Here is a 24,051-nt window from a genome sequence, read left to right on the forward strand (position 1 = left end):
TTTACCCCCAGATTGAAAATGTAACCTAAAAAATCCAGCTCAATTGCGATTCACTTTCCAACGCAAAGACACTTCTGTCCAGCACTGCCGAGCGATGGAAGTCTCACGTCTCGCGGTTTAAGACTTGCGCGACGTGGCACTTTTTGTGAATATCCCCTCCCTGTATAGGGAGGGGGGGTATGGTATGTCTCACATAATGTCTAACAAAGACGAGTTGCTGAAACGGGTGAAACGCATTGCCGGGCAAATCAACGCCGTGGAGCGCGCTCTGGAGTCCGACCAAGACTGCGCAAAGACCCTGCACTTGGTCGCGGCAACACGGGGTGCAATCAACGGCTTAATGGATGAACTCATTGAAGCCCACGCCCGCGAGCACGTGGCAAACCCTGAGTTGAGTGACGAAGAGCGCGCCATAGGCGTTGAAGAACTGCTTGAAGCCATTCGCCGCTATTCAAAATAGAAGGTCTACACGATGATGAGTTCACAGCTGAATTACACCCACGACCATGTTTTTTTGGGTGCGGCGCACGATGAAAATGCCCAGCGCACCCTATGGGTGGTAGCACTAACCGTGGTGATGATGGTCGGTGAAATTACGGCAGGTTATCTGACCGGTTCAATGGCCTTGCTCGCTGATGGTTTTCATATGGCAACGCACGCCGGGGCTTTGGGCATTGCAGCGGCGGCGTATAGCTACGCCAAGCGCAATGCAGCCAGTGCCCGGTACAGTTTCGGCACCGGAAAAGTGGGTGATTTGGGCGGGTTTGCGTCGGCGCTGATACTGGGTCTGGTGTCCATAGGGATTGGTTTCGAGTCAGTGCTGCGGTTGTTTGAACCGACCCACGTGCAATTTGGCACCGCGACGTTGATCGCAATCGTTGGTCTTGCCGTGAACATCGTCAGTGCGCTGTTGCTGTCCGGTAGCCATGGTCACTACCACCATGAGCACGGGCATGATCATGGTCATGAAACTCACGGCCACGGGGCCCATAGCCAAGACAACAACCTGCGATCAGCCTATGTCCATGTGTTGGCGGATGCACTGACCTCCATTCTTGCCATCGCGGCCTTGCTCGCCGGTCGATATTTGGGTTGGGTCTGGCTGGATCCGGCCATGGGCGTGGTCGGCGCGTTGGTGATTGCGCGCTGGGCCTGGACGCTAATGCGCGACACCGCTGGGGTATTGCTCGACAAGACCGATGACCCTGTCGCGCAAGAAATCCGCGAGATTCTTGGCGAGACCGACGACGCGACGATTACCGATCTCCACGTATGGCGTGTCGGCCCTGAAGCACGGGCGGCGATTGTCAGCGTCTTGGGCAGTCCGGCGATCAATGCTGACATCATTCGCCAGCGATTGGCGCCGGTACACGAAGTGACGCACCTGACGGTGGAGTACCGCACAGCCTAGTGTCGGACCCACCCTCAAATCGTCCATTGCCCGGAAACCTTGGCCAGCCGTTGGCGCATGTCGTCGATATTGGCCGCCAATTGCAGCGTCAATAATCGGTAGCCGTCCAGTGCCGAGTAAACCGGTGTGCCGGTCATGGGGTCTTTTTCCACTCCACTGACCGGCCGCTCAAGCCGCTCTGCGTTGCCGGTTTGCAGGGCGCGAGCCATGCCGACTAATTGCATGCGAATTTGTCGGTTTTCGGCTTGCAATGACACTTGTAGCGAGGCTATTGCCCGTCCGTCGTCGGTGGAAGGGCGGGTGCTGGCAAGGATTTCCAGAGTGCTGATGCACATCCGCAGATTGCGCTGGATCGCATCCAGTTGGCTCACCGAGATCTTCACTTCCTTGGACACCGAAGGCATTAGCGACCGCAATTGCACCATGGCGCCGTTCAAGCGGTTCATTAGCTTCAAATACTCATCGTCGGTGACCGATTGACCACTGATGATCCGGGTATGTATCGCCGCGCAATCGCGTAGAGCACTGGCCAGGTTGTAGCGCCAGGAGAACACCGCATACAGCGGCAAGGCGAAGGAAAACGCCAGGGCCAGGACGATGCCGATCAGGATGTCCACGGTGCGCCAAAGGCCATCGGCCACCGGATTGTCGCCATGCCCGGCGACGATAAACACTGTGATCGCCGACAGCAGCGCCGTGTAACCACCTTTGCCAATCGCGTGGTAGGCAAAAAAGCCGCACACCACCGAAATGCCGACGTAGGTGAGGGTCGGGCTGCCAAAAAAGGCGAACTGGGCAATAAACAGCAGGCCCACCGCTGCACCGATCAGCGTGCCGTACGCGCGTTCGGCGGCTTTTTTGCCGATGTTGCCGTGGTGTTGCAGGCCGCCAATCACCACCAACATGGTGATCGAGGCCCATTCGCCGTGGGGCAGGTTGATACCGGTGGTCAGCAAGATTGATGCGAGTAAGCCCAGCGACACGCGCACCGAGTGAATCAGCCGTGCGTGGCGGTAACGCCGATACGGGTCCAGCAACGGCCGCAAGACTTTGCGCAGCATCGACGGAAATCGCGAAGATCGGGAATATTTCATCGGATCAATCAGGCCTTATTGTAAGCGGCAATCGACCGCCTTAGAGGCCGAGGCTCAAGCCATTGGCGGGCAACGGCAACGCGGTTTTATAGCGAACCTGCTTCAGCGCGAAACTGGAGCGAATATTCGCCACGCCGGGCACTTTGGTCAGGAAGTCGAGGAGAAACCGTTCCAGTGATTGAATGGTCGGAACTAGCACCCGGAGCATGTAATCCGGATCGCCGGCCATTAAATAACACTCCATGACCTCCGGCCGGTCGGCGATGGCGTCTTCGAACACGTGCAACGCTTCTTCGACCTGCTTTTCCAAGCTGACGTGGATAAACACGTTCACGTGCAGGCCCAATAATTCGGGGTCTAGCAGGGTGACTTGTTGGCGGATAAGCCCCAATTCCTCCATCGCCTTGACCCGGTTAAAACACGGGGTAGGGGACAGGTTGACTGAGCGTGCGAGGTCCGCGTTGGTGATGCGGGCATTCTCCTGAAGGCTGTTGAGAATCCCTATATCCGTCCTATCCAGCTTCCTCATGAGACAAATACGCCTGTTTGTTGTAGTTATTTAGAATAATTGTCTTTAAATGACCGTTCGCGCAACCAACATGAGAAAAATATTCTCCACACTCAGGAATATGATTTGTGTAGGACAAGACCTGCATCGGTTTGTCCAACACATTGACACCGCTCCAACGCTTAACCTAACGCCCAATAATAAATACATGACAAGACCGAGCGTAGAGAACAGCCATGAACGAATACGAACCCCTGCGTCTGCACGTTCCTGAACCTTCCGGCCGTCCAGGCTGTAAAACCGATTTTTCCTACCTGCGGCTGACCGGCGCCGGTCTGGTGCGCAAGCCGCCGATTGACGTCGAGCCGGCAGACACCGCCGACCTCGCCAAAGGTTTGATCCGCGTTCTTGACGATCAAGGCCAAGCCTTGGGGCCTTGGGCCGAAGGCGTTCCAGTAGAAATTTTGCGCAAAGGCATGCGCGCCATGCTCAAGACGCGAATTTTCGACAACCGCATGGTGGTCGCCCAGCGTCAGAAAAAAATGTCGTTCTACATGCAGAGTCTCGGCGAAGAGGCGATTGGTAGCGCGCAAGCCCTAGCCTTGAACGTGACCGACATGTGCTTTCCGACCTACCGTCAACAAAGCATCTTGATGGCCCGTGAAGTGCCGTTGGTGGACCTGATTTGCCAACTGCTGTCCAACGAACGCGACCCGCTTAAAGGCCGTCAGTTGCCGATCATGTACTCAGTGCGCGACTACGGTTTCTTCACCATCTCCGGCAACCTCGCAACGCAATTCGTGCAAGCGGTGGGCTGGGGCATGGCTTCGGCGATCAAAGGCGACACCAAAATTGCCTCGGGCTGGATCGGTGACGGCGCCACCGCTGAATCCGACTTCCACACCGCCCTGACATTCGCCCACGTGTACCGCGCACCGGTGATCCTCAACGTGGTCAACAACCAATGGGCCATCTCTACTTTCCAAGCGATTGCCGGCGGTGAAGCGACGACCTTTGCCGGTCGTGGCGTCGGCTGCGGGATTGCCTCGTTGCGCGTGGATGGCAACGATTTTGTCGCCGTTTATGCCGCCTCGGCCTGGGCCGCTGAACGTGCGCGGCGCAATTTGGGGCCGACGCTGATCGAGTGGGTCACTTACCGCGCCGGTCCGCATTCGACCTCCGATGATCCATCGAAATACCGCCCGGCCGATGACTGGAGCCACTTCCCGTTGGGCGATCCGATTCTGCGCTTGAAGCAGCATCTGATTCACATCGGCCAATGGTCCGAGGAAGAGCACGCCGCCACCAGCGCTGAGCTCGAAGCCGAGATTATCGCTGCGCAGAAGGAAGCCGAGCGCTACGGCACGCTGGCTGGCGGACAAACGCCCAGCGCCGCAACGATGTTCGACGACGTCTATAAAGAGATGCCCGAGCACCTGCGTCGGCAACGTCAGGAACTGGGGATTTGACATGAACGACTTCAACAACGACATCCAGTTGGACACCGCCATGACCACCACCAACATGACCATGATCCAGGCGCTGCGTTCGGCCATGGACGTGATGCTTGAGCGCGACAATGACGTGGTGGTATTCGGTCAGGACGTGGGTTACTTCGGCGGTGTGTTCCGCTGCACCGAAGGGCTGCAAAGCAAATACGGCACCTCGCGGGTGTTCGACGCGCCAATCTCCGAAAGCGGGATCGTCGGCGTCGCCGTGGGCATGGGCGCCTACGGGCTGCGGCCAGTGGTCGAGATTCAGTTCGCCGATTACGTCTACCCCGCGTCGGATCAGATCATTTCCGAAGCCGCCCGCTTGCGTTATCGCTCGGCCGGAGAATTCACCGCCCCGATGACCCTGCGCATGCCCTGCGGCGGCGGCATCTACGGCGGCCAGACCCATAGCCAAAGCATCGAAGCGATGTTCACCCAAGTCTGCGGTTTGCGCACGGTGATGCCGTCGAATCCGTATGACGCCAAAGGTCTGTTGATCGCCTCCATCGAATGCGATGACCCGGTGATTTTTCTAGAACCCAAGCGCTTGTACAACGGCCCGTTCGACGGCCATCACGACCGCCCGGTAACGCCGTGGTCGAAACACCCGTCCAGCGCTGTCCCGGATGGTTATTACAAAGTGCCGCTGGATGTGGCAGCGATTGTTCGTCCCGGCAGCGACGTAACGGTGCTGACCTATGGCACCACTGTTTACGTTTCACAAGTCGCCGCCGAGGAAACCGGGGTCGATGCGGAAGTCATCGACCTGCGCAGCTTGTGGCCGCTGGACTTGGAAACCATCGTCAATTCCGTGAAAAAAACCCGCCGTTGCGTGGTAGTGCATGAGGCGACCCGGACCTGCGGCTTCGGCGCCGAGTTGGTGGCGCTGGTTCAAGAACACTGCTTCCATTACCTGGAATCACCCATTGAACGCGTTACCGGTTGGGATACCCCGTACCCGCATGCGCAAGAGTGGGCGTATTTCCCAGGTCCGTCCCGAGTGGGCGCGGCGTTGAAACGGGTTATGGAGGTCTGAATGGGCACGCATGTTATTAAAATGCCGGACATTGGCGAAGGCATCGCGCAAGTGGAATTGGTGGAGTGGTTCGTCAAGGTCGGCGACCGGGTGGTCGAAGATCAGGTCGTGGCCGATGTGATGACCGACAAGGCCACGGTGGATATTCCGTCTCCGGTGGCAGGCATTGTCATTGCCTTGGGCGGGCAGCCCGGTGAAGTCATGGCAGTTGGCAGTGAATTGATTCGGATTGAAGTGGAGGGCGAGGGCAATCACCGGGAATCAGCAGGTGTTGCCAAGACTGAGCCCGTGCAGGTAGCGACGCCCGTTGTCCAGGTAAAGGTTGAGGCGGCAGCGAAGCATTCACCTGCTGACGTTAAGCCCGCGCCACAGGCGCCTGTCTCCCGCGCACCCGATGAACGCCCTTTGGCTTCCCCGGCCGTACGCAAACGCGCACTGGACTTGGGCATCGCCTTGCGTCTGGTGCAGGGTCGCGGCCCGGCCGGGCACATTCGCCATGAAGACCTTGATGCTTATATAGAACAGCGCGACACGCCCATCCCGGCACCGACCTCCGCCTATGCTCAGCGCAACGACGAACAGCAAATTCCGGTCATCGGCCTGCGCCGCAAAATCGCCCAACGCATGCAAGACGCGACTCGCCGGGCCGCGCATTTCAGTTATGTCGAAGAAGTCGACGTCACGGCGCTGGAAGAGCTGCGGGTTCACCTCAATCACACGTGGGGCGCCAGTCGCGGCAAGTTAACCCTGTTGCCGTTTCTGGTCCGGGCGATGGTCGTGGCATTGCGTGACTTTCCGCAGATCAACGCGCGTTACGACGACGAAGCCCAAGTTATCACCCGTCACGGCGCGGTCCATGTTGGTGTCGCCACTCAAAGCGATAACGGCTTGATGGTGCCAGTGTTACGCCACGCGGAAACCCGCAGCCTGTGGTCCAATGCCGAGGAAATCTCACGCTTGGCCAACGCCGCTCGCACTGGCAAAGCCAGTCGCGATGAAATGTCCGGTTCCACCATCACTTTGACCAGTCTTGGCCCCTTGGGCGGTATCGTCAGCACCCCGGTGTTGAACCTGCCGGAAGTGGCCATCGTCGGCGTCAATCGTATTGTCGAACGGCCGATGGTGATCCACGGCCAGATTGTGATTCGGAAAATGATGAACCTCTCCAGCTCCTTCGATCACCGCGTGGTCGATGGCATGGACGCGGCGCAATTCATCCAGGCCATTCGCGGCTTGCTCGAACAACCCGCCACGCTATTTTTGGAGTAATCATGCCGCAGACGTTAAGTACCACGTTGCTGATTATCGGCGGCGGCCCTGGCGGTTACGTGGCGGCGATTCGTGCCGGTCAACTGGGCATCCCAACGATTCTGGTGGAAGGCCAGGCATTGGGCGGCACCTGTTTGAACGTCGGGTGCATTCCCTCCAAAGCGTTGATTCATGTTGCAGAGCAGTTTCACCAAACCCGTTTGTTCACCACGCCTTCTGCCTTGGGTATTAGCGTACCGTCGGCGACATTGGACATTAGCCAAAGCGTGAACTGGAAGAACGGCATCGTTGATCGCTTGACCACCGGCGTCGCGGCGCTGCTGAAGAAAAACAAGGTGCAGGTGATCCACGGCTGGGCCCGGGTCATCGATGGCAAAACCGTTGAAGTGGCCGGTGAAAAAGGCAGTCAGCGTATCCAATGCGAGCATTTGCTGCTGGCCACTGGATCGACCTCGGTCAACCTGCCGATGCTGCCGCTTGGCGGGCCGATCATATCGTCCACCGAAGCGCTGACGCCCGAGGCGATTCCCAAGCACTTGGTCGTGGTTGGCGCCGGTTATATCGGCCTGGAACTGGGCATCGCCTATCGCAAACTGGGTGCCGAGGTCAGTGTGGTCGAGGCCCGTGATCGGATCTTGCCCGCGTATGACCAGGAACTCACTCAACCGATTGCCGAGACCTTGAAACACCTGGGCGTGAAGCTGTACCTGCAACACAGCGTTCAAGGCTTCGACCCTGAAACCCGGATACTGCAAGTCCGTGATCCCGAAGGCCAGGCCTTAACCCTGACCGCTGATCAAGTGCTAGTGGCGGTGGGGCGCAAACCGAACAGCCAGGGCTGGAACCTTGAAGCGCTGGGGCTGGACATGAACGGCGCGGCGGTGAAAATCGACGACCGTTGCCAGACCAGCATGCGTAACGTCTGGGCCATCGGTGATCTGGCTGGCGAACCGATGTTGGCCCACCGCGCCATGGCCCAAGGGGAAATGGTCGCGGAATTGATCGCAGGCAACGCCCGAGAATTCAACCCGGTAGCGATTGCCGCCGTGTGTTTTACCGACCCGGAATTAGTGGTGGTCGGTAAAACCCCGGAGGAAGCAAACGCGCTGGGGTTGGATTGTCTGGTCGCGAGCTTCCCGTTTGCGGCCAATGGCCGGGCGATGACGTTGGAATCGAAAAGCGGCTTCGTGCGCGTAGTGGCCAGACGTGACAATCATTTGATTGTGGGCTGGCAGGCGGTTGGCGTCGGCGTGTCGGAGTTATCCACCGCGTTCGCCCAATCCCTGGAAATGGGCGCAAGACTGGAAGACATCGCCGGCACCATCCACGCCCACCCGACCTTGGGCGAGGCCGTGCACGAAGCCGCGCTGCGCGCGTTGGGGCATGCGTTGCATCTTTGAATTAGCCCTGAATCCTTCGCAGGCAAGCCTGCTCCCACAGGGTTTTTGCCATCCAGAAAGGCGGTATTGGATGGAGATCCTGTGGGAGGCTTGCCAACGATAGCGGTGTGTCAGTCGCCAAAAAATCAAGCAAAAGCTGATCTGATCCACGCCGCAAATTGTCGAGCCAACTTGTTGGCGAAGGATCTCCGATACACCGCCTCGCCAACAAGTTGGCTCCTACAGATAATCAATCAGTGCTCATCGCGATACGTCGCTCACTGATCGCGTTCAGCAGGAAACTGATGAGCGCGATCAACGGCAGCGCGCTACCCACCAGCACGATCCATAACCAACCGCCTTGTTCGTACAGCACACTGGCGACTGCCGAGCCAATAGCCCCGCCGATAAAGATGCTGGTCATGTACAACGCATTCAGGCGGCTGCGGCTGTTGGCATCCAGCGCGTAAACCGCGCGCTGACCCATCACCATGTTCATTTGCACGCAAAAATCGAGCACTACGCCGGTCACGGCCAACCCGACCACGCTGTACACCGGGTGAATCAGTGCCGGCAAGAAGCTCAACACGGCCAGTATCAAGGCCAGTAAACTGGCGATGCGCGTATGCCCGGCGTCAGCCAGACGACCACTGATGGGCGCGGCAATGGCGCCAATGGCCCCGACCAATGCGAACAAGGCAATTTGCGTCTGCGACAGCCCGTGATTACGCGCCAGTTCTACCGGCACCGCAGTCCAGAACAGGCTGAACGCGGCGAACATCAATCCTTGATAAAGCGCCCGCTGACGCAGCACCGGTTGAGTGCGCAATAAGGTCCACAGCGAACCCAGCAGTTGGCGATACGACGCGCTGTGGCTGGGTTGACGTTTTGGCATGGTGGTGGCGAGCACCACGCTGATCAATGTCATAACGACTGCCGCCGTGATAAACACCGCCCGCCAGCCGAAGTGGTCGGCAATCACGCTGGACAACGGTCGCGCCAGCAAAATACCCAGCAACAGTCCACCCATGATGCTGCCGACCACCCGACCTCGGGATTCCTCAGGCGCCAAATGCGCGGCCAGCGGGATCAGGATCTGCACCGACACCGAACTGAAACCCACCAGTAACGACGCCAGCAGGAATACATTCGGCTGTTGACTGAACGCCGCCCCCAACAAACTGATGATCGCCAGCAGCGCGGTCAGGATCATCAGCCGGCGGTTCTCCAAGAGGTCACCCAGCGGCACGAGGAAAAACAGGCCAATGGCGTAACCAATCTGAGTCAGCGACACGATCATGCTGGCCATGGTGCTGGACAGGCCGATGTCAGGCGCAATCAACTCGATGATCGGCTGGGCGTAATAAAGATTGCCGACGATGGCGCCACAGCAAAACGCGAACAACGTCACCCTCCCGCGCGTCATGGTGTGGGAGTGGTCGGTGTGGGTCGTAATACTCATGGACATTCTCGTTCGCGCTTTTGATAGCGCGCAGGCTAATGGTTTCGCCCGCAAGTAAAAAGGGTCGTGGCCGTGATAGCTAATATGCTTCGAAAGAATGGGGCGCTTTTTACACCGTTCATCGACCTCACGTCAGCCGTTCCATGTTGAGCAAGGAATGACATAATGCGGCCCTGTTGCTTTAGTCGGACAACCCCACAAGGGTACTTGGATGGAAATCAAAAATATCAGGCTTCGCAATGTGGGTCGTTTTGTCGATCTGCAGGTTGCCTTGGCCCCGACCCATCAGCACGCGTCCAACGTTACGGTGCTGGTAGGGAATAATGGCGCGGGAAAAACCAGTCTGCTCAAGTCTGTTGCTCTCTCGCTTAGCTGGCTGGTGGCGAGAATTCGTTCCGAGAAGGGAAGTGGAAATCGCATTGCTGAGGATGTGATTCATAACTCTGCCAGTACCGCATCGATATCCATCTCGATCCACGATACTTATGCCCGCGATGTAGAAATAGAGTTCAGTCCAGAGCGCGATAATTTCGACTGGTCGGTGACCGCTGTCCGAAAAGGTCGAAAAGCGGATGCGAACAGCCAATTGACGGATGTAAGTCATCTGGCGGACAACTATCGCGCGATGTTAGGTATCAACGATCAGGCATCGGTTCCCTTGATAGTTTTCTATCCAGTAGAGCGATCTGTGCTTGAGATACCGCTCAAGATTAAAACCCGGCACACCTTTGGTCAGTTAGATGGTTATGATAATTCGCTCAACGGCGGTGTGGATTTTCGCCGGTTTTTCGAATGGTTCAGGGAGCGTGAAGACGGGGAAAATGAAGTCGGGGTTCCCACTAACGTATTGACCGATATTTCGCGAAGGTTCGGACAAGACAGCGAGTTGTGGCATGCGCTTTCTCAGCTCAATGCATCCTCCCGTGATCGCCAACTGACGGCGGTTCGATCCGCGATTGCAGCGTTTATGCCTGGATTCAATAACCTGCGTGTCCAGCGTAAACCGCGTTTGCACATGGCCATCGATAAAGACAATGTCACGTTGAATGTCTCCCAGCTATCCCAAGGTGAAAAGTCCATGATGGCACTGGTGGGCGATATTGCGCGCCGGCTGGCCATGATGAATCCATCGTTGAAGAATCCGCTGGAGGGAGACGGTATCGTTTTGATCGATGAAGTCGATCTGCACTTACACCCCAAGTGGCAACGGACCTTGGTCAGACAATTGACCACGACGTTTCCTAACTGCCAGTTTCTCCTGACGACTCATTCCCCGTTGGTCATCAGTGATGCCAAGGATGTGTTGTGCTACGTGATGGATGACGGTGATGTCCAGGAGCAGCCGGGATTGTATGGCCTAGATGCCAATCAGGTCCTGCTGAGTGTGATGGATACCGATATTCGCAACAGTGATGTGCAACAAAAACTGGATGGTTTGCACTCATTGTTGCAGGACGGCAAGGTGGAGGAGGCTACCTCTCTCTATGCATCATTATTGGAGGAGCTGCCGGCAGGGCATCTTGAGTTAGCAAAAGCTGCACTATTGATCAGAAAACTGGGGATGCGGCGTGCGTAAGATCGAAAAAGGAGTTGAAACGTTGGAACTGAGTGCATGGAAGCGCGCAAACCCAGGCAAGCGCTATCAAGATCTCCAAGGTAACAAAGGCGTGAAGGGTTCTATTCGCAAGGCCTGTGTTTCTGAACAATTTGGGCTGTGTGCTTATTGCTGTCAGGAAGTCTCGTCTGAGGAAGTTAGCGCTCATAGTGAACATGTGGAAGCTCAGGCACGCGCTCCGCACCGCACCTTGGATTTTTCAAATATCGTTGCCAGCTGCAATCGGAAAAAACAGTGTGGGGATGCTCACGGTAGTCAAATACTGCCCCTGACACCGTTGATGGAAGAATGCGAAAGCGAGTTGATATTTGAAATGTCGGGCAAGGTTCGAGGTTTGACGGAGCGAGCACAAACCAGTATCCGAGTTCTTAATCTTGGTGATACTCAAGACGGTAATCGCGGCCTGATTGGTGCTCGAAAGGCTATGGTGGATGCATTGCTGTACAGCTACGCAGTGGACCCTACAGAACTCTGCCTGGAAGATGATCGGGTTTTGGACCTTCTACTTGAGGACTTGCTGCAACCTGACGCTGCGCATAAGTTGCAGCCGTTCTCTCCCGTGCTGGTAAACGTTATCCGTCACTTACGTTTGTGAAGTTGCAAAACGTATCAAAAAACTAATCACTCCAACTCAATGTCCAAGCGCTTCAATCTGGACGCCAAGGTCGTCGGTTTTATCCCCAATAATTCCGCCGCGCCGCCTTTGCCGAACAACTTTCCGTTGGCCGCTTTGAGCGCGGCGTGCATGTTGTTGCGCTCCAGTTCTCGCAGTTGCGCGTCGGTCATGACCGATGACGGCATGAACAGAAGGGTGGTGCTTTCGGCGCTTTTAGGTTCGTCCGGGAGGTCCATGTTCAGATCAGCACCACGGGAGGTAATCAGCGCCCGTTCGATGACGTTTTGCAGTTCGCGGATGTTGCCCGGCCATGAATAACGCTGCAAACGCTCGATGTCGCTGTTGCGCAGGCGGCGGCCGGGCATGTTCAGGCGTTGGCTGGTTTGCTTGAGAAAGTGCGCGGCCAGTGGCGGGATGTCCATGGCGCGGTCGCGCAGGGCCGGGGACTGGATCGGGAACACGTTGAGCCGGAAATACAGGTCTTCGCGAAAGCGCTTGGCCGTGACTTCCTGACGCAAGTCCCGGTTGGTGGCGGCGATGATCCGTACATCGACCTTGCGCGTGCGCTCTTCACCGACCCGTTCGAACTGGCCTTCCTGCAATACCCGCAGCAGTTTGCTTTGCAGCTCCAGGGGGATTTCGCCGATCTCGTCGAGAAACAACGTGCCGCCATCGGCCAATTCGAAACGTCCGACCCGGTCCCGAATCGCCCCGGTGAACGCGCCACGGATGTGGCCGAAGAACTCGCTTTCAAACAGTTCGGTGGGAATCGCCGCGCAGTTAACCCGAATCAACGGGCTGGCGCTGCGGCGGCTGGCTTGGTGAATGGCCCGGGCGATTAGCTCTTTGCCAGTGCCAGATTCACCGTTAATCAGCACGCTGGCGTCGGTGGGGGCAACCACGTCGATCTGTTTGATGATCTTCAGAATCGGATCGCTTTGGCCGACGATTTCGCGGAAGTTGTGCTCGATGTGGATTTCTTCCTGCAAATACGCGTTTTGCTCCTCCAGCCGCTGTTTGAGGACGTTGAGTTCTTTGAGGGCGCTTTGCAGTTGATTCTCAGTGTTGCGGCGTTCGGTGATGTCACGAAATACCACCACGGCGCCGGCGATTCGGCCATCGGAAATCACCGGGGTGCTGGTGAATTCCACCGGAAAACTGCTGCCGTCGCGGCGCCAGAACACTTCTTGGCGCCCTTCGTGAATCACGCCGTCGCGCACCGCTTTATAGATCGGGCAATCTTCCACCGGATAATGACTGCCGTCGGCGTGGGTGTGGTGATGAATGCGGTGGATATTTCTGCCGATCATGTCCTCGGGTTCCCAGCCGAGCATGCGCGCGCCCGCCGGGTTGACGAAGGTCGCCAATCCGTCGCTGTTAATGCTGTAAATGCCATCGCCCACCGAACTCAGTAGCAACTGGTTGTCGCGCTCGGACTCTTGAAACAGATTAAGAATGTTGCGCCATTCGATCAGCCCGCCACGCATGGTGCGCTCGGTGTGGGCTTGGTCGCGCTGATACTTCTGCTGACTCAGCTCACGCAGCACCAGAATCAGTTGCTGCTCGCCCTTTATTTGCAGGGTGGTGGCGGAGATTTCCAGCTCGATACGCTCACCGGTCTTGCAATTGCAGCTCAACTCATCGCTCCAGCCTTGGCCCTTGTCCAGCACCGCCTGGGTAAACACGATCAGATCTGCAAGCTGATGGCCGAACAGTTTGCTCACCGGTAGCGCCAACAACTCTTGGCGCGGATAGCCGAGCAGCTTGCAGGCAGCGACGTTCAGGTCCCCAAACCGGTCGGCGTAGGGATTGAGCAACACGATGGCTTCGGCGCAGTGTTCAAACACCATGTGCCGTGACGAATATGCCAGGTCAGCCCAGTTGCTGAGGGAGTCTGTTTCGGTGTTCATTACGAAATCTCGTGATTGACCGCTACGAATATTCGTATTTCTACGTGAATGCGTGGTTCGCCGATAGCATCAGATACGTGATAAAAAACCGTATCAGATTGGCATAATCATCTAATTCAATGACTTAAGTCAGTGCAGACATTATTTTAATTTCCTGGCACGGCATTCGCTCTCTCTCTTGCAACCCGGCAGCCACCTCAGGCCGCCGCTAAAGCAAAAAAATTGGAGAGCGACGACATGCCAACCGTGGATATTCCTCATTACAAAGACGGCGACTTTCTGGTCGATTACGAAGAAAAAGTCTTCGAAGACGTCAAAGCCGAGCCCGGCGAAAAAGTCCTGATCACCTTCCACACCATCGCTTTCGAAGGCTCCATCGGCCTGGTCAACATGCTTCAGGCCAAGCGTCTGCTGCGCAAGGGCTTTGAAACCACCATCCTCTTGTACGGCCCCGGCGTGCAGTTGGGCGTGCAGCGTGGTTTCCCAACCCTGGGTGCTGAAGCGTTCCCTGGCCATTTGGCGGTGAACAAGCAACTCATCCAGTTCATGGAAGAGGGCGGCAAAGTCTATGCCTGCCGTTTTGCTTTGCAGGCGCTGTATGGCCAGACCGAAAAAGCCTTGATCGAAGGTATCCGTCCGATCAACCCACTGGACGTGATGGACCTGCGTCTGCTGATGCGCCGTGAAGGCGCAATGATCATCGATACCTGGACTGCATAAAACAAAACGCCCCTTGTCCGTAGGAGCCAACGTGTTGGCGAGCGGCCTTCGCGGTTTGTCAGAAATGCCGCCTCGCCAACACGTTGGCTCCTACCGATATTTGTCACTCCATCAGGACCCCCATCATGCCCATCATCAAAGCTGCCGCCGTACAAATCAGTCCGGTGCTTTATAGCCGCGAAGGCACTGTGGACAAGGTCTGTCAGCAGATCATCGCCCTCGGTCAACAGGGCGTGCAGTTTGCGGTCTTTCCGGAAACGGTGGTGCCGTACTACCCCTATTTCTCCTTCGTCCAACCGCCGTTCGCCATGGGCAAGGAACACCTCAAACTGCTGGAACAATCGGTCAGCGTGCCGTCGGCCTCGACCCTGGCCATTGGCGAAGCGTGCAAGCAAGCCGGGATGGTGGTGTCCATCGGCGTCAACGAGCGCGATGGCGGCACGATCTATAACGCACAGTTGTTGTTCGACGCCGACGGCAGCCTGATTCAGCACCGACGCAAGATCACCCCGACTTATCACGAGCGGATCATCTGGGGCCAAGGCGACGGTTCTGGCTTGCGCGCAGTCGACAGCGCCGTCGGACGCATCGGCTCCCTGGCGTGTTGGGAGCATTACAACCCGCTGGCCCGCTACGCACTGATGGCAGATGGCGAGCAAATTCACGCGGCGATGTTTCCCGGCTCGCTGGTGGGCGAGGTGTTCGCTGACCAAATCGAGGTCACCATTCGCCACCACGCCTTGGAATCCGGCTGCTTCGTGGTCAACGCCACCGCATGGCTCGACGCCGATCAGCAAGGCCAGATCATGCAAGACACCGGTTGCAGCCTCGGCCCGATCTCGGGTGGCTGCTTCACCGCCATCGTCACCCCGGAAGGCAGGTTGCTCGGCGAACCGCTGCGCTCCGGCGAAGGCGCAGTGATTGCCGACTTGGACCTGGCGTTGATCGACAAGCGCAAACGAATGATGGATTCGGTGGGCCATTACAGCCGCCCGGAACTGCTCAGCCTGTTGATCGACCGCACGCCCACCGCCCATGTGCATGAACGCAGCGCCCATCACCTTGCCGTCGTGTCTACCGAGGAGCTTGATCATGCAAACCAATGAATTATTGGCTGAGCTGCAATGCCACGGCGTACGTTGGCCAGCGGCGCAAAACGGCTTGTCGCGGCAGGGCGGGGCAGGGCCGTCGGACCACAAGGCACTGAGTGTCGGCAGCCGGACCATGATGGTGCCGATCCTCAATCAGGCGTCACAGGATTCGCCGTATCAGGCGCAACCCACCGCCGACGGCAGCCAGGCACTGATTTTTCGTCAAGGCTTGCAGGTCGGTCTGGTGCAAATGCCCGGCGTGCCGAAGTTTTACGGGTTAAGCACCGCCGAGGGTATTCCGTACTGGAAAATCGCCACTTTGCACAGCAGTGACGTGCTCGCCACCACGGTGTTGCAGCACTGCATTCGCTTCAATGATCGCGCTACGTCCTGCCAGTTTTGCGCCATTGGTCAATCGTTGGCGGCGGGCAAGACCATCGCTCGCAAACGCCCTCAGCAATTGGCTGAAGTGGCCAAAGCCGCTGTCGAGTTAGACGGTGTGAAGCACATGGTCATGACCACTGGCACCCCGCAAACCGCTGACCGTGGCGCTGCGATTTTGTGTGAGTCGGCCGCCGCCGTGACCGCTGCGGTTGACCTGCCAATTCAAGCGCAATGTGAGCCGCCGGACGATGACCGCTGGTTTCAGCGCCTGGCCGACAGCGGCGTAGTGTCGCTGGGCATGCACCTGGAAGCGGTCACCGACGAAGTGCGGCAGCGGATCATGCCGGGCAAAGCCGAAGTCCCGTTGAGCCGGTATTTCGAAGCGTTCAGCGCTGCGGTCGAGGTGTTTGGTCGCGGTCAAGTCAGCACCTACATCCTCGCCGGCCTCGGTGACAGCGAAGCGGCGATCAGCGACATGAGTGAGCGTTTGTGCGCCCTGGGCGTGTACCCGTTCGTGGTGCCGTTCGTACCGATTGACGGTACACCGTTGGCCAATCACCCGAAACCCGACAGCGCAATGATGGCCCGGTTGTACCCGCAGATCGGCGCGAGCTTGCGTCGTCACGGCTTGCATTCCGATCAGATCAACGCCGGTTGCGCCAAATGCGGCGCGTGCTCGGCGCTGAAAAGTTATGAGTAATAAATGTGCGTTGGAATTTCGACGACTCGTCTCCGACGCTGCGCTGTCGCGCAGCGAATACGAACGCTGTGGGAGCAGGCTTGCCTGCGAAGAGGCCAGTGGCCGCGCCGATGATTTAAACGGGACAATTTTTACGGGGGCTGCGCTGTCCTCTTCGTTGACGAGCCAACTCCCACAGTTTAATTCGATATAAGTCAGTCAGTTACGCGTTTTTTAAGAGGAGCATCAGCTTATGCACAACCTCGCCTTTGCCTTGGTCGACAGCACCTTCGAGCCGTTTCGTGCGGGCGAGTTGCTGATTAAACCGGCGACGGAAACTTGGGAGAAACAGGCCTATTTCGCCCTGCGTCGTTCGGTGTTTTCAGATGAGCAACAACTGTTGGCGCAGGATAAGGACGGCCACGACTTCCAGGCCATTGCCATCGTCGCGTTGGCCGGCAGTTGCGGCATGGCGGATCAGGTGGTGGGTGCCGTGCGCATTTATCAACCCGAACCCGGCCTGTGGTTTGGTGGCCGGTTGTGCGTCGCCCAGGCCTATCGACGCCACAGCATGATCGGTAAAGCCTTGGTCAATGAAGCGGTGTCGCGGGCCAAAGAACTGGGTTGCGAGGTGTTTCGCGCCACGGTGCAGGCGCCGAATGAACCGTATTTCCACGGCCTGCACTGGCAGACCCTAGAGCCTCTACACCTGCTCGGTCAGCCGCATTGCCTGATGCAGGCCGACTTGTCGAGCTACCCCTTAATGCCGCGCCAAGTCTCGTTGCGCCCGCTGAAGGTGGCTCGTCATGACTGACACTCTTGATCTCGCTGCGCTGCTCGATACCCTGCGCAGCACACCGGCCATGCTTTCCAAGCAGGCGATCCAGCAACCCGCCGAGGTCATGCGCGACGCCCATCGCTCGCTGACCCGGGAACAGCTTTACGCGCTGCCGGGGGACGACACGGCCGCGATTGCCTGCGGCGACCATTTTCAGTTGCTGGCCATCGAAGGCATGCTGCCGGGCTTTGTTCAGGCGGCGCCGTGGTTTGCCGGTTGGTCGGCGGTCATGGCGAACGTCAGCGACATCACCGCCATGGGCGGTCGCGCCACCGCTGTGGTCAATGCGTATTGGCATCACGAACAGGACGCTGCAAAACAGGTCTTGGCCGGTATCCGCGCCGCCTGTGAAGCCTACGGATTGTTGCTGGCTGGGGGGCACACCAGTCTCGCCGCCGGCAACCCGACTGCGCTGGCCGTGGCCATCACCGGCATCGCCCACAAATTGTTATCGACCCTGCATGTGGCGCCGGGCCAAGTGCTCGCCATGGCTGTGGACCTCGAAGGTGACTGGCACGCCGACAGCACTTATTGGAAAGCCTTCGAAGGCGTCCCCGCCGAGCGGCTGCGCAGCAAACTCGAAGTGCTGCCGCGCCTGGCTGAAGCCGAGCTGCTGCACGCGGCCAAAGACATCAGCAACGCTGGGGTCCTGGGCAGTTTGTTGATGCTGCTGGAAACCACCGGTTGCGGCGCGACCATCGACCTTAACGCCTTGCCCTGTCCTCCCGGTGCCGACCTCGAGCGCTGGCTGCAAGTGTTTCCCAGCTACGGCTTCCTGATGACCTTGGAGCAGAGCGACTGGATCAACGTTCAGGCGGCTTTCGCTTTCGAAGGCTTGCGTTGCGAACGCATCGGCCAGGTCAACGCCAGCGGTTCGCTGGACGTTCAGGCGGGCGAGCAGCACCACACATTCTGGAACCTGCGCGAGCAGGCGTTCACCGGCTTCAGCTACCCCGATCACGACCTGAGCCCTTTAAAGCTCACCCAACAGGAGCATTGATATGCCCGCCGTCAATTTCAAAGTCCGCTGGCCTAACGGCAAAGAAGCGGCCGGTTACTCACCGTCCACCGTGATCTACGACCACTTGCAAGAAGGGGTTAGCTACCCGCTACCGGATTTTTTAAAGCGCCTGGAAAGCGCTTTGAATAACGCCTCGGAGCGGGTCAAGCAAGTCAAAGGCTTCTATTGCAGCTCGGCCATGGACACCTTGAGTTCACTCAAAGGCCAGGCCAGCGTTCTCGATGCGCTGCATTACGACACCGGACAGGTAGAAATCCTCAGCATGCGCACCGAAGGCGGTGGCCGGGTTCCTGGTGCCGGCTGGAGCTCGTTCTGACCTCTCTTTTTCTAACACTCCTGTAGGAGCCAACGTGTTGGCGAGTTTTTTGGGATGGCAGAAAGGCCCTCTCGCCAACAAGACGGTATCTACAGAGAAACCGGTTTTTATCCCTTTTTTTAACTTAATGCATCTCAGCAGCGGAGAGCCCTCATGGTCCATCTCACTTCAGTCAAACCCCCTCATCACAGCGTGATTGTCGTCGGTGGCGGTCAGGCCGGATTGTCTGCCAGTTACTACCTGCAACAGCAAGGCATCGACCATTTGTTGCTGGAAAAGCACAGCGTGACCCATGCCTGGCGCCACCAGCGTTGGGATGCATTCAGCTTGGTGACGCCCAACTGGCAATGCGCGTTGCCGGGGTATACCTACAGCGAGGAATTCAAGGGGCAGGACCCCCACGGGTTTATGAAGCGCGATGAGATTAATCTGTACCTCGCCGGCTTCGCGCAATCGGTCAACGCCCCGGTGTTGGAAGGCGTTACCGTGCAACGCGTAGTGCCTCGTGCCAACGGCGGTTATGAAATTCATACCTCTAAAGGCGAGTACACCGCCGATAAGGTCATCGTCGCTTCGGGCGGTTATCACACGCCGATCATCCCGCGTTTGGCCGAGCGTTTACCGGCAGGCATCCAGCAGATTCACTCTGAGCAATACCGCAATCCGCAGGCGTTGCCAGCGGGCAATGTACTGGTGGTTGGCTCGGGTCAATCCGGCGCGCAGATCGCTGAGGACTTGCACCTCGCCGGGCGCAAGGTTTATCTGGCAGTCGGCGATGCACCACGTTGCGCACGGTTTTATCGCGGCAAGGACGTGGTCGATTGGCTGGCTGAGATGGGCTACTACGACATCGGTGTCGACACCCATCCGCTGCGAGAGGGTGTGCGCGACAACACCAACCATTACGTCACCGGCCGTGACGGTGGACGCGACATCGACCTGCGCCAATTCGCCGTTGAAGGCATGCAATTGTTCGGTCGCCTGGACGGGTTAAAGGGCACGCGGTTGCAGTTTTCCAGCAACCTCAGCGAAAGCCTCGACAGCGCTGATGCGGTGTACAACCGGATCAATACCACCATCGATGGCTACATCGAAAAAAACGCAATCGACGCCCCGGCCGGCGAGCTTTACGCGCCAGTCTGGACGCCTGAGCAAGAACGCAGCGAACTGGACCTTGAGGCACAAGGCATCACCAGCATCATCTGGTGCATCGGCTTTACCCCTGATTTCACCTGGGTCGAAGCACCGGTGTTCAACGGTCGCGGCCATCCCGGCCATCAACGCGGTGTGACGGCGCAACCCGGTTTGTATTTCCTTGGTCTGCCGTGGTTGTACACCTGGGGTTCGGGCCGCTTTTCCGGCGTGGCTCGGGACGCGGAGTATGTGGTCGAGCACATCGCTGGGGTTGCTGAAAAAAAGCGTGAAGCGCGGCTGGCATTGGCGAGGTAGCCATTTGGCGAACCGTGTGGGGCCGAATTCATTTGGGAATGGATTTCACATCCAGCGTCGTGTGAGGCGCCTTCCCGAATGGATTCGGTCCCACAGATTCAGTGGGAGCGAAGGTGTTCGGCACTTGACGAGATTTTGTAACGGGAGAATACTGCGTCCAATATTCATCTATATGACTAGATAACTATAAAAATGAATCAATTCTCCAGCGATGCCCGTCTGCCTCTTTATCAGCGTCTGCGCGATCAACTGGCGCAGCAGATTGCCAACAACCGTTGGCGACCAGGGGAGGCGATTCCTACCGAGGCCGCGCTCTCCAGCGAATACTGTCTGTCCACCGGCACGGTGCGCAAAGCCATCGACATGCTGGTCAACGAGAACATTCTCGAACGCCAACAAGGACGCGGTACCTTCATTCGGCGTCCACAATTCCAGTCCTCGCTGTTTCGCTTCTTCCGCTTCCAGACCGTCGCTGGCGAACGCCAAGTGCCTGAAAGTCGCATCCTCTCTATCGAGCCCATGAGTGCGCCGTCGGCCGTCGCCCAAGCACTGGGGCTCGCGTCAGAATCGCCGGTCATCCGCTTGCTGCGGGTGCGGTTACTGGACGCACAACCGGTATTGGCCGAAGAAATATGGCTGCCACGGATTCAATTTCAAGCGCTTCTGGACATCGATCTCGATCAACAAGGGCCGTTGCTCTACCCGATCTACGAAGAGTTCTGCGGCCAAGTGATTGCCTATGCCGAAGAGACCCTGACCGCTGATTTGGTCAGTGAAGTTCATGCTCGATTGCTGCAGATTCCGGTTAACAGCCCGGTGGTGGTGATCGAGCGACTCGCGCGTAACTACGCCGGCCAGCCCCTGGAATGGCGCCGCTCACGCGGACATGCCAGCCACTTCCGTTACAGCGTGGAAATTCGCTGACCGCTGCGTAATTTTTTTTCTAAATAGCGTGCCTCTCTAATAAGGATAAAAATAATGTTCAAGTGGTATCGCGACATCACTGCTCGGGAGCGCAAGACATTCTGGGCTTGTTTCGGCGGCTGGTCCCTGGACGCCCTGGAAGTGCAGATGTTTGGCCTGGCGATCCCGGCGTTGATCGCCGCGTTCGCCTTGAGCAAAGGTGACGCTGGTTTAATCAGCGGCGTGACCTTGATCACCTCCGCGCTGGGTGGCTGGATCGGCGGGACGCTCTGCGACCGTTACGGCCGGGTTCGCACCCTGCAATGGATGATCCTGTGGTTTTCGATATTCACCTGTTTCTCAGCCTTCGTTACCGGCTTCAACCAGTTGCTGATCGTCAAGGCGCTGCAAGGCTTTGGGATCGGCGGCGAGTGGGCCGCGGGCGCTGTGCTGATGGCGGAAACCATCCAGCCCAAATACCGTGGAAAAGTCATGGGCACGGTGCAAAGCGCCTGGGCTGTGGGTTGGGGCATCGCGGTGGGTACGTTTGCGCTGATTTATTCCTTCGTGCCTGAAGCCATGGCCTGGCGAGTTATGTTTTTAGTAGGCTTGCTGCCCGCGTTGTTGATCATTTGGGTGCGTCGTAACGTCGAAGAGCCCGACAGTTTCCAGCGTCAGCAAAAAGGGCAAACCAAACCCCTGAGTTTCTTCAAATCCATCGCCGGGATTTTCCGTCCCCAACTGTTGCGTGTGACGTTGCTCGGTGGACTGCTGGGCCTGGGCGCGCACGGCGGTTACCACGCGGTTATGACCTGGCTGCCGACCTTTCTCAAGACCGAGCGTCATTTGTCAGTGCTCAGTTCCGGTGGCTACTTGGCGGTAATCATCGTTGCGTTCTGGTGCGGTTGCGTGGTCAGCGGTTTGTTGATCGACAAAATCGGCCGTCGCAAAAACATCATCCTGTTTGCGTTGTGCTGCGTGGTAACGGTGCAGTGCTACCTGTTCCTGCCGTTGACCAACACGCAAATGCTGTTCCTCGGTTTCCCACTGGGCTTCTTCGCTGCCGGTATTCCCGCGAGCCTGGGGGCGCTGTTCAACGAGCTGTATCCCGCCGATGTGCGCGGCGCAGGTGTGGGTTTTTGCTACAACTTTGGGCGGGTGGTGTCGGCGGTTTTTCCGTTCATGGTCGGGCATATGAGCGAGTCCATGTCGTTGGGCACGGCCATCGGTATCGACGCCGGGATTGCCTATGGCGTCGCGGTCATCGCGGCCATGTTGTTGCCGGAAACCCGAGGCCGTTCGCTGGACGCCACAGCTGCAGCTCCCCAGGTTTCGTTGAACAAAACGCAAGCCGCCCAAGCTTGATTCCATCCGCTAACGGCGCGGCGAACTCTGCCGCGCTCACTCTCTAGTTGAGTTCCATGCCTGATATTCGCGTGCCCGCAAGCCCATTTCCGATGCTCGGCGTCGACGCCCATGCCCATGTCTTCAGCCGCGCACTGACAATGGCTTCGGCGCGGCGATACAGCCCGGATTACGACGCCACGCTGGGCCAGTATCTGACGCATTTGCGTGAAAACGGCCTGAGCCATGGCGTATTGGTGCAGCCGAGCTTTCTCGGGACCGATAATCGCTACCTGTTATCGGCCTTGCGCCAGGCGCCACAATGCCTGCGCGGGGTGGCAGTGGTCGACGCCGACGTCAGCCGCGAGGCGCTGGCGGACATGGCCGAGCAGGGTGTCGTGGGCATTCGCTTAAACCTCATGGGTCAAGTGCTTCCGGACTTTACCGATGCCAAGTGGAAGTCACTGTTTACCCGGGTTTCGGCGTTGGGGTGGCACGTTGAACTGCACCGCGACGTTGAAGACTTGCCGATACTGATCAGCGCGTTGATGGCGCATGAGTGCAAGATCGTCATCGACCATTTCGGTCGCCCGGATGCATTGCTGGGCATTGAACAACCGGCGTTTGCGCAGTTATTGGAGCTGGGGTTGAGCGGGCGGGTGTGGCTGAAGGTTTCCGGTATCTACCGATTGGGCGCAGACAGCGAACAGAACATGAGTTTCGCCCGAGACGCCATGCCGCTTTTGATTCAAGCGTTTGGCAAAAAACGTTTGGTGTGGGGCAGTGATTGGCCGCACACCCAGTTTGAAGGGCAAATGGATTATGGCTCTGCGGTTGAGCAGCGGCGGCAATTGGGCTGGTCGGCGCAGGTCGAACACGCACTGTTGGTGGACGTGCCATGTGCGTTGTTTGGGTTTTTAAAGTAAAAACGGGGTGCCAGGACCCCCTAAGTCAAGGTCCAGCGCAGTGCTCGGTGGGAGTGAACGTGTTCGCGAAGGCCTAAAACCTGAACTCTCAATTCCAGGCCCATTCACTCGGCGCTTTCAGCCAGATGAATAAATGGTTAGTGAGGGGTTCAATTTCCTTTCACATGTATTCATTTGTTCATCGCGCTGTACCTCGCCAAGCTTGTAGCCATCGAAAACCCCGACCTTTCCGGGGACGGTTTCTAACGGCCGAGGTCTATCTGAATGTCATCTAAAACGCTGTTGCTCATCCCGATGCTGAGTGTGGTCGCTCTGCTCTGCGCCTGCGCCGCTGTGCCCAAGCCAGATCCGAGCGAGGCTTGGATCGGCTTACGGGAAGACCCGCAGAGCGACTTGATGGCAGAGCGCGTCGACGGCAAGCGGCTGAATGACGGTCGTTACTTCGAAGTCACCCCAGGCACTCATCGGCTGGGCATGACGTTGTTTGTCGATGCAATGAACGACAACAACCAAAACAAGCAACTGGGTAAAACCCGGGGCTTCACCTGCATGGCGGGTTAATGGGCTCACAGAAACGTTGAATATAT

The 24,051-nt window shown here is 57.8% G+C and carries 22 protein-coding genes and 1 pseudogene; 19 read left to right on the forward strand and 4 right to left on the reverse strand.

What is annotated here, in order from left to right:
* Window positions 1–184: 184 nt before the first annotated feature.
* Both RHM65_RS15275 and dmeF read left to right on the forward strand, forming a co-directional pair.
* On the forward strand, window positions 185–460 hold the full coding sequence (locus RHM65_RS15275; protein ID WP_322165138.1) for a metal/formaldehyde-sensitive transcriptional repressor: 276 nt from the start codon (window positions 185–187) through the stop codon (window positions 458–460).
* A gap of 12 nt (window positions 461–472) precedes the next feature.
* Window positions 473–1,411, forward strand: a complete 939-nt coding sequence (gene dmeF, locus RHM65_RS15280; protein WP_322165137.1) for a CDF family Co(II)/Ni(II) efflux transporter DmeF — start codon at window positions 473–475, stop codon at window positions 1,409–1,411.
* 14 nt (window positions 1,412–1,425) lie between these two features.
* On the opposite strand, the gene RHM65_RS15285 is transcribed toward dmeF, so the two are convergent.
* Window positions 1,426–2,505, reverse strand: coding sequence for an FUSC family protein (locus RHM65_RS15285; RefSeq protein WP_322165136.1), 1,080 nt, complete (start codon window positions 2,503–2,505; stop codon window positions 1,426–1,428).
* A gap of 40 nt (window positions 2,506–2,545) precedes the next feature.
* Window positions 2,546–3,034, reverse strand: a complete 489-nt coding sequence (gene bkdR / locus RHM65_RS15290; RefSeq protein ID WP_322165135.1) for a Bkd operon transcriptional regulator BkdR — start codon at window positions 3,032–3,034, stop codon at window positions 2,546–2,548.
* A 215-nt stretch (window positions 3,035–3,249) separates the two neighbouring features.
* On the opposite strand from bkdR, the gene RHM65_RS15295 reads away from it, so the two are divergent.
* Genes RHM65_RS15295 through lpdA form a run of 4 tightly spaced genes read left to right on the forward strand, consistent with a single transcriptional unit; the run spans window position 3,250 to window position 8,211 of the window.
* On the forward strand, window positions 3,250–4,482 hold the full coding sequence (locus RHM65_RS15295) for a 3-methyl-2-oxobutanoate dehydrogenase (2-methylpropanoyl-transferring) subunit alpha (protein WP_322165134.1): 1,233 nt from the start codon (window positions 3,250–3,252) through the stop codon (window positions 4,480–4,482).
* Between the two features lies 1 nt (window position 4,483).
* On the forward strand, window positions 4,484–5,542 hold the full coding sequence (locus RHM65_RS15300) for an alpha-ketoacid dehydrogenase subunit beta (protein ID WP_322165133.1): 1,059 nt from the start codon (window positions 4,484–4,486) through the stop codon (window positions 5,540–5,542).
* Complete coding sequence (locus tag RHM65_RS15305) at window positions 5,543–6,811, forward strand: dihydrolipoamide acetyltransferase family protein (RefSeq protein ID WP_322165132.1); 1,269 nt, start codon at window positions 5,543–5,545, stop codon at window positions 6,809–6,811.
* Between the two features lie 2 nt (window positions 6,812–6,813).
* A complete protein-coding gene (lpdA, locus tag RHM65_RS15310) occupies window positions 6,814–8,211 on the forward strand; it encodes a dihydrolipoyl dehydrogenase (protein WP_322165131.1) in 1,398 nt (465 codons plus the stop codon).
* 229 nt (window positions 8,212–8,440) lie between these two features.
* On the opposite strand, the gene RHM65_RS15315 is transcribed toward lpdA, so the two are convergent.
* Window positions 8,441–9,652: an MFS transporter gene (locus RHM65_RS15315; protein ID WP_322165130.1), complete on the reverse strand. Its 1,212-nt coding sequence runs from the start codon at window positions 9,650–9,652 to the stop codon at window positions 8,441–8,443.
* Window positions 9,653–9,863: 211 nt separating this feature from the next.
* Between RHM65_RS15315 and RHM65_RS15320 the strand changes: the two genes are divergently transcribed.
* The gene (locus RHM65_RS15320) at window positions 9,864–11,228 is read left to right on the forward strand and encodes an AAA family ATPase (protein ID WP_322165129.1); all 1,365 of its coding nucleotides are present in this window, start codon (window positions 9,864–9,866) and stop codon (window positions 11,226–11,228) included.
* Window positions 11,221–11,862, forward strand: coding sequence for a TIGR02646 family protein (locus RHM65_RS15325; RefSeq protein WP_322165128.1), 642 nt, complete (start codon window positions 11,221–11,223; stop codon window positions 11,860–11,862). The genes RHM65_RS15320 and RHM65_RS15325 overlap by 8 nt, the downstream gene beginning before the upstream one ends.
* 26 nt (window positions 11,863–11,888) lie before the next feature.
* Here the strand turns inward: RHM65_RS15325 and RHM65_RS15330 are convergent, their stop codons facing one another.
* Complete coding sequence (locus tag RHM65_RS15330; protein ID WP_322165127.1) at window positions 11,889–13,793, reverse strand: sigma 54-interacting transcriptional regulator; 1,905 nt, start codon at window positions 13,791–13,793, stop codon at window positions 11,889–11,891.
* A 237-nt stretch (window positions 13,794–14,030) separates the two neighbouring features.
* Here RHM65_RS15330 and RHM65_RS15335 point away from each other — a divergent pair, with 237 nt between their 5' ends.
* From RHM65_RS15335 to RHM65_RS15385, 11 genes and pseudogenes are all read left to right on the forward strand, one after another.
* Complete coding sequence (locus tag RHM65_RS15335) at window positions 14,031–14,513, forward strand: MSMEG_0572/Sll0783 family nitrogen starvation response protein (protein ID WP_297843590.1); 483 nt, start codon at window positions 14,031–14,033, stop codon at window positions 14,511–14,513.
* 125 nt (window positions 14,514–14,638) lie between these two features.
* Window positions 14,639–15,619 carry a Nit6803 family nitrilase gene (locus RHM65_RS15340; protein WP_322165126.1) on the forward strand — a complete coding sequence of 327 codons (981 nt, stop codon included), beginning with the start codon at window positions 14,639–14,641 and terminating at the stop codon, window positions 15,617–15,619.
* Window positions 15,606–16,688 (forward strand): MSMEG_0568 family radical SAM protein, encoded by a 1,083-nt coding sequence (locus RHM65_RS15345; RefSeq protein ID WP_322165125.1) that lies wholly within the window; start codon window positions 15,606–15,608, stop codon window positions 16,686–16,688. The genes RHM65_RS15340 and RHM65_RS15345 overlap by 14 nt, the downstream gene beginning before the upstream one ends.
* 232 nt (window positions 16,689–16,920) lie before the next feature.
* A complete protein-coding gene (locus RHM65_RS15350) occupies window positions 16,921–17,481 on the forward strand; it encodes an MSMEG_0567/Sll0786 family nitrogen starvation N-acetyltransferase (RefSeq protein WP_322165124.1) in 561 nt (186 codons plus the stop codon).
* Window positions 17,474–18,505 (forward strand): sll0787 family AIR synthase-like protein, encoded by a 1,032-nt coding sequence (locus RHM65_RS15355; protein ID WP_322165123.1) that lies wholly within the window; start codon window positions 17,474–17,476, stop codon window positions 18,503–18,505. Before RHM65_RS15350 ends, RHM65_RS15355 begins: the two co-directional genes overlap by 8 nt.
* A 1-nt stretch (window position 18,506) precedes the next feature.
* Window positions 18,507–18,842, forward strand: coding sequence for an MSMEG_0570 family nitrogen starvation response protein (locus RHM65_RS15360; RefSeq protein WP_322165122.1), 336 nt, complete (start codon window positions 18,507–18,509; stop codon window positions 18,840–18,842).
* Window positions 18,843–18,995: 153 nt separating this feature from the next.
* The gene (locus tag RHM65_RS15365) at window positions 18,996–20,291 is read left to right on the forward strand and encodes an MSMEG_0569 family flavin-dependent oxidoreductase (protein WP_322165121.1); all 1,296 of its coding nucleotides are present in this window, start codon (window positions 18,996–18,998) and stop codon (window positions 20,289–20,291) included.
* Between the two features lie 192 nt (window positions 20,292–20,483).
* The gene (locus RHM65_RS15370; RefSeq protein WP_322165120.1) at window positions 20,484–21,215 is read left to right on the forward strand and encodes a GntR family transcriptional regulator; all 732 of its coding nucleotides are present in this window, start codon (window positions 20,484–20,486) and stop codon (window positions 21,213–21,215) included.
* Window positions 21,216–21,269: 54 nt separating this feature from the next.
* The gene (locus RHM65_RS15375) at window positions 21,270–22,559 is read left to right on the forward strand and encodes an MFS transporter (protein ID WP_322165119.1); all 1,290 of its coding nucleotides are present in this window, start codon (window positions 21,270–21,272) and stop codon (window positions 22,557–22,559) included.
* A 56-nt stretch (window positions 22,560–22,615) separates the two neighbouring features.
* Window positions 22,616–23,464: an amidohydrolase family protein gene (locus RHM65_RS15380; RefSeq protein ID WP_322165118.1), complete on the forward strand. Its 849-nt coding sequence runs from the start codon at window positions 22,616–22,618 to the stop codon at window positions 23,462–23,464.
* A gap of 264 nt (window positions 23,465–23,728) precedes the next feature.
* A pseudogene (locus RHM65_RS15385) lies at window positions 23,729–23,995 on the forward strand (hypothetical protein); the annotation flags it as partial.
* Window positions 23,996–24,051: the final 56 nt, after the last annotated feature.

Origin of the sequence: Pseudomonas sp. CCI4.2 (assembly GCF_034350045.1) — a bacterium.
Lineage (GTDB): Bacteria > Pseudomonadota > Gammaproteobacteria > Pseudomonadales > Pseudomonadaceae > Aquipseudomonas.